Origin of the sequence: Streptococcus sp. 2154, from assembly GCF_013277255.1 — a bacterium.
Taxonomy (GTDB): domain Bacteria; phylum Bacillota; class Bacilli; order Lactobacillales; family Streptococcaceae; genus Streptococcus; species Streptococcus pseudopneumoniae.
The window spans coordinates 1-4963 of record NZ_VMMK01000084.1 but is presented as its reverse complement, the minus strand read 5'-3'; the positions used below and the strand labels follow the sequence as shown (position 1 = coordinate 4963).

Genomic DNA, 4963 nt, shown 5'->3' with positions numbered 1-4963 from the left:
TTCACGGGTGGTTATGACTTGTATATGATAGAATTTTTTTGCAAAAATGGTTGGTTATTTTGTTTATTCATGCTATAATAGGAACAATTACTTTTAGGAGGTGCAGTATGTCTTATTTATTTGAGATATTACCGAGTTTACTGAATGGTGCGAGCACGACTGTACAGGTCTTTGCACTGGTCTTGCTATTTTCGATTCCCTTGGGCGTTTTGATTGCCTTTGCCTTGCAAGTCCATTGGAAGCCCCTCCATTATCTGATTAACATTTACATCTGGGTTATGCGTGGCACCCCCTTACTCTTGCAACTGATTTTTATTTATTATGTGCTCCCAAGTATTGGGATTCGTTTAGACCGCCTTCCTGCAGCTATTATTGCCTTTGTTTTGAATTATGCGGCTTACTTTGCAGAAATTTTCCGTGGGGGAATTGACACTATTCCAAGAGGACAGTATGAGGCAGCCAAGGTCTTGAAGTTTAGTCCCTCTGCCACAGTGCGCTATATCATTTTACCTCAGGTGACCAAGATCGTGCTTCCTAGTGTCTTTAACGAAGTTATGAGTTTGGTCAAGGATACTTCTCTGGTATATGCTCTAGGAATTTCTGATCTTATCTTGGCTAGTCGAACAGCTGCCAACCGTGATGCTAGTCTAGTTCCCATGTTCTTGGCAGGAGCCATTTACTTGATTTTAATTGGGATTGTGACAATTATTTCCAAAAAAGTTGAGAAGAAGTATAGTTATTATAGATAGGAGGCTGCCATGTTAGAATTACGAAATATCAATAAAGTCTTTGGAGATAAACAAATCCTGTCTGATTTCAGTCTAAGTATTCCTGAAAAGCAAATCCTGGCTATCGTTGGACCTTCTGGTGGAGGTAAGACAACTCTCTTACGTATGCTTGCGGGTCTTGAAACCATTGATTCAGGGCAAATCTTTTATAATGGACAACCTTTAGAGCTGGATGAATTACAGAAGCGCAATCTACTGGGATTTGTCTTCCAAGATTTTCAACTGTTCCCTCATTTATCAGTTCTGGACAATTTGACTTTATCGCCTGTGAAGACCATGGGGATGAAGCAGGAAGAAGCTGAGAAGAAGGCGAGTGGACTCTTGGAACAGTTAGGACTGGCAGGGCATGCAGACGCTTATCCATTTTCACTATCTGGTGGGCAAAAGCAGCGGGTGGCCTTGGCGCGTGCTATGATGATCGACCCAGAAATCATTGGCTACGATGAACCAACTTCTGCCCTGGATCCAGAATTGCGCTTGGAAGTGGAGAAGCTAATCTTGCAAAATAGGGAACTTGGGATGACCCAGATTGTGGTAACCCACGATTTGCAGTTTGCTGAAAATATCGCAGATGTATTATTGAAAGTAGAACCTAAATAGGAGGAAAAATGGATGAAAAAATGGATGCTTGTATTAGTCAGTCTGATGACTGCTTTGTTCTTAGTAGCTTGTGGGAAAAATTCTAGCGAAACTAGTGGAGATAATTGGTCTAAGTACCAGTCTAACAAGTCTATTACTATTGGATTTGATAGCACTTTTGTTCCAATGGGATTTGCTCAGAAAGATGGTTCTTATGCAGGATTTGATATTGATTTAGCTACAGCTGTTTTTGAAAAATACGGAATTACGGTAAATTGGCAACCGATTGATTGGGATTTGAAAGAAGCTGAATTGACAAAAGGAACGATTGATCTGATTTGGAATGGTTATTCCGCTACAGATGAACGCCGTGAAAAGGTGGCATTCAGTAACTCATATATGAAAAATGAGCAGGTATTGGTGACCAAGAAATCATCTGGTATCACGACTGCAAAGGATATGGCTGGAAAGACATTAGGAGCTCAAGCTGGCTCATCTGGTTATGCGGACTTTGAAGCAAACCCAGCGATTTTAAAGGATATTGTCGCTAATAAGGAAGCGAATCAATACCAAACCTTTAATGAAGCCTTAATTGATTTGAAAAATGATCGAATTGACGGTCTATTGATTGACCGTGTCTATGCAAATTATTATTTAGAAGCAGAAGGCGTTTTAAACGATTATAATGTCTTTACAGTTGGACTAGAAACAGAAGCCTTTGCGGTTGGAGCCCGTAAGGAAGATACAACTCTGGTTAAGAAGATAAATGAAGCTTTTTCTAGTCTTTACAAGGACGGTAAATTCCAAGAAATCAGCCAAAAATGGTTTGGAGAAGATGTAGCAACCAAAGAAGTAAAAGAAGGACAGTAAGATAAAATAGTGGCTGAGACTACGTTTTGATTAGCAAAACGTAGTTTTTTTGTAATCTAGGAAAACGATAATAGCGATTGAATCTGGATAATTGAATATGGAATAGCCCACTGTGATTTCTAAAACATTGTTAAAAATTGATTTGACTTCCAAAATTAAAATGTGCTGTAATGAAATGCTGATGTAACTGTTTTAGAAACAATAAAACGCATAATATCAAGGTTTTTGCACCTTACATTATGCGTTTTTGTAATTTTAAGACTTGTTAGCTGATTTTTTACAATCCAGCAAAGTCCTTGATTTCTTGTGCTGACATTGAAGAGTCGCAACGGACGTTGATTTGTCCATCTGCAACGTGAACAAATCCTGGTACAGTTGGGATTCCGTAGCGTGAGCGGAATGCTTGCAACTCATTGAGTTGGCTTGCTTCTTCACTATTGATGAAGTAGATGTGAGCTTTGGTTTCAGCTACGACACCTGCCAAAGTACCTGCAAATTTACGGCAGTAAGGGCAAGTTTTACGACCGATAAAGAAAGTGGCAGTTTCTTTTTTATCAAGAGCTTCTTGCGCACGCGCAACTGTAGTGACTTCAAGGTCTTTAATGTTATCTAAAAATTGTTCCATGAGATTACCTCGCTTTCATTGATAAGTCTAGTATGCCATAAAGTTTCTAAAATTGCTTAGATTTGATACGAAAAAAAGATGAGATTGTTTGGTCTCATCTTTTTAGGTCTTTATTTTATAAAAGCATTGATTTCTGCTTCGATGTTAGCAATTTTAGCTTGTGATTCTTCGTTGGTTTCACCTACAACTGCAATGTAGAACTTGATTTTTGGTTCTGTCCCTGAAGGGCGAACGGCAATCCATGAACCGTCAGCAAGTGTGTATTTCAACACATCGCTTGGAGGAGTTGTCAAGTTTGTAACAGTACCGTCAGCAGCAGTAGCTGTTTGAGCTTTGAAGTCTTCTACGACAGTGATAGCTGTTGTGTTCCATTCTTTTGGAGCATTGTTACGGAATTTAGCCATAATCGCTTTGATTTGTTCAGCACCATCGACACCTGAAAGGGTAACAGAGATTGTCTTTTCTGCGTAGTAGCCGTACTCTTTGTAGATTTCTTCGATACCGTCAGCAAGTGTCAAACCACGTGAACGGTAGTAGGCAGCAAGTTCAGCAACGACAAGAACAGCTTGGATAGCGTCTTTATCACGTACAAATGGTTTAATCAAGTAACCGAAGCTTTCTTCAAATCCCATCATGTAAGTGTGATTGTGTTTTTCTTCGAATTCTTGGATTTTTTCAGCGATGAATTTGAAACCAGTCAAGACGTTGAACATAGTTGCGCCATAGCTTTCAGCAATCTTCGTTACCAAGTCAGTTGATACGATAGATTTGCAAAGGGCTGCATTTTCAGGAAGAGTTCCAGCATTTTTATGAGCTTCCAAGATGTATTTAGCCATGATAGCACCGATTTGGTTACCTGAAAGGTTGAGGTAGCTACCATCTTTTTGAAGAACTTCAACACCAACACGGTCAGCGTCTGGGTCAGTTGCCACAAGAACATCTGCACCAACTTGACGACCAAGTTCTTCAGCAAGGGCAAAGGCTGCTTGGCTTTCTGGGTTTGGAGATTTTACAGTTGAGAAGTCAGGATCAGCAGTTGCTTGCGCTTCAACGACTTGAACTGAGTCAAATCCTGCTTGGGCAAGAGCACGACGAGCCAACATTTCACCAGTACCATGAAGTGGTGTGTAGACAATTTTCATGTCTTTACCGAATTCTTCAATCAAGGCTGGGTTGATGTTTACGTCCTTAACTTCTTTAAGGTATTCTACGTCAACAGCTTCGCCGATAACTTCAATCAAGCCAGAAGCCTTTTCAGATTCCACATCAGCAACTTCAACTGCAAATGGGTTTTCGATTGCACGGATATAAGTAGTCAAAGCGTCCGCGTCGTGTGGAGGCATTTGTCCACCGTCTTCACCGTAAACCTTGTAACCGTTAAATGGAGCAGGGTTGTGGCTGGCTGTGACCATGATACCTGCGAAACAGTTGAGGTGACGAACTGCAAATGATAGTTCTGGAGTTGGACGAAGGCTTTCAAATACGTAAGATTTGATGCCGTGTTTAGCAAGAACTGCCGCAGATTCAAAGGCAAATTCAGGTGAGAAGTGACGGCTGTCGTAGGCAATTGCCACACCGCGTTCTTTTTCATTTCCACCTTTTGACTCAATCAAACGAGCCAATCCTTCAGTAGCTTGGCGAACAACGTAGATGTTGATGCGGTTTGTACCAGCACCAATCAAGCCACGCATACCTGCAGTACCAAATTCAAGATTTGTATAGAAGGCATCTTCCTTAGTTTTTTCATCCATATTTTCCAAATCTTGACGAAGGTAGTCAGGAAGCTCCGCAAAATCAACCCATTTCTGGTAATTTTCTTGGTAAGACATTCAAATTCTCCTTTTTGTAAATTGTTTTAACCGTTCACATTATAGCACTTTTTAGCATTTTAGTAAAACGGTAGCATAAGTTTTTAGTCAATGAGCGAAGAAGACTGTACTATTCATAATTTTGATTTAAGTGTGTTCATTACAAACCGAAATGACAAGTCAAGTTTATCCTATTTGTAGTCTCTAAAAAATTGAAATTAAACCTTATTCGTTGTATAATTTAAAATGAGGATTATTGTATAAGATCTGTTATAATCCCGACTTTATCACTT

Annotated in this window: 5 protein-coding genes; 3 read left to right on the top strand and 2 right to left on the bottom strand. The window is 39.9% G+C overall.

Annotated elements, in window-relative coordinates; translation table 11 throughout:
- Nucleotides 1–107 precede the first annotated feature (107 nt).
- Genes HT693_RS11365 through HT693_RS11355 form a run of 3 tightly spaced genes read left to right on the top strand, consistent with a single transcriptional unit; the run spans nt 108 to nt 2237 of the window.
- Entirely contained in the window at nt 108–749 is a 642-nt protein-coding gene (locus HT693_RS11365; RefSeq protein ID WP_050208578.1) for an amino acid ABC transporter permease, read from the top strand.
- Between the two features lie 9 nt (nt 750–758).
- Nucleotides 759–1388 (top strand): amino acid ABC transporter ATP-binding protein, encoded by a 630-nt coding sequence (locus tag HT693_RS11360; protein ID WP_050223529.1) that lies wholly within the window; start codon nt 759–761, stop codon nt 1386–1388.
- Nucleotides 1389–1400: 12 nt separating this feature from the next.
- Nucleotides 1401–2237 carry an amino acid ABC transporter substrate-binding protein gene (locus HT693_RS11355; RefSeq protein ID WP_000759186.1) on the top strand — a complete coding sequence of 279 codons (837 nt, stop codon included), beginning with the start codon at nt 1401–1403 and terminating at the stop codon, nt 2235–2237.
- Between the two features lie 277 nt (nt 2238–2514).
- Here HT693_RS11355 and HT693_RS11350 read toward each other — a convergent pair whose 3' ends face one another.
- Both HT693_RS11350 and HT693_RS11345 read right to left on the bottom strand, forming a co-directional pair.
- Entirely contained in the window at nt 2515–2862 is a 348-nt protein-coding gene (locus HT693_RS11350; RefSeq protein WP_050090142.1) for a thiol reductase thioredoxin, read from the bottom strand.
- A gap of 110 nt (nt 2863–2972) precedes the next feature.
- A complete protein-coding gene (locus tag HT693_RS11345; RefSeq protein WP_050090145.1) occupies nt 2973–4691 on the bottom strand; it encodes a phospho-sugar mutase in 1719 nt (572 codons plus the stop codon).
- Between the last annotated feature and the right edge of the window lie 272 nt (nt 4692–4963).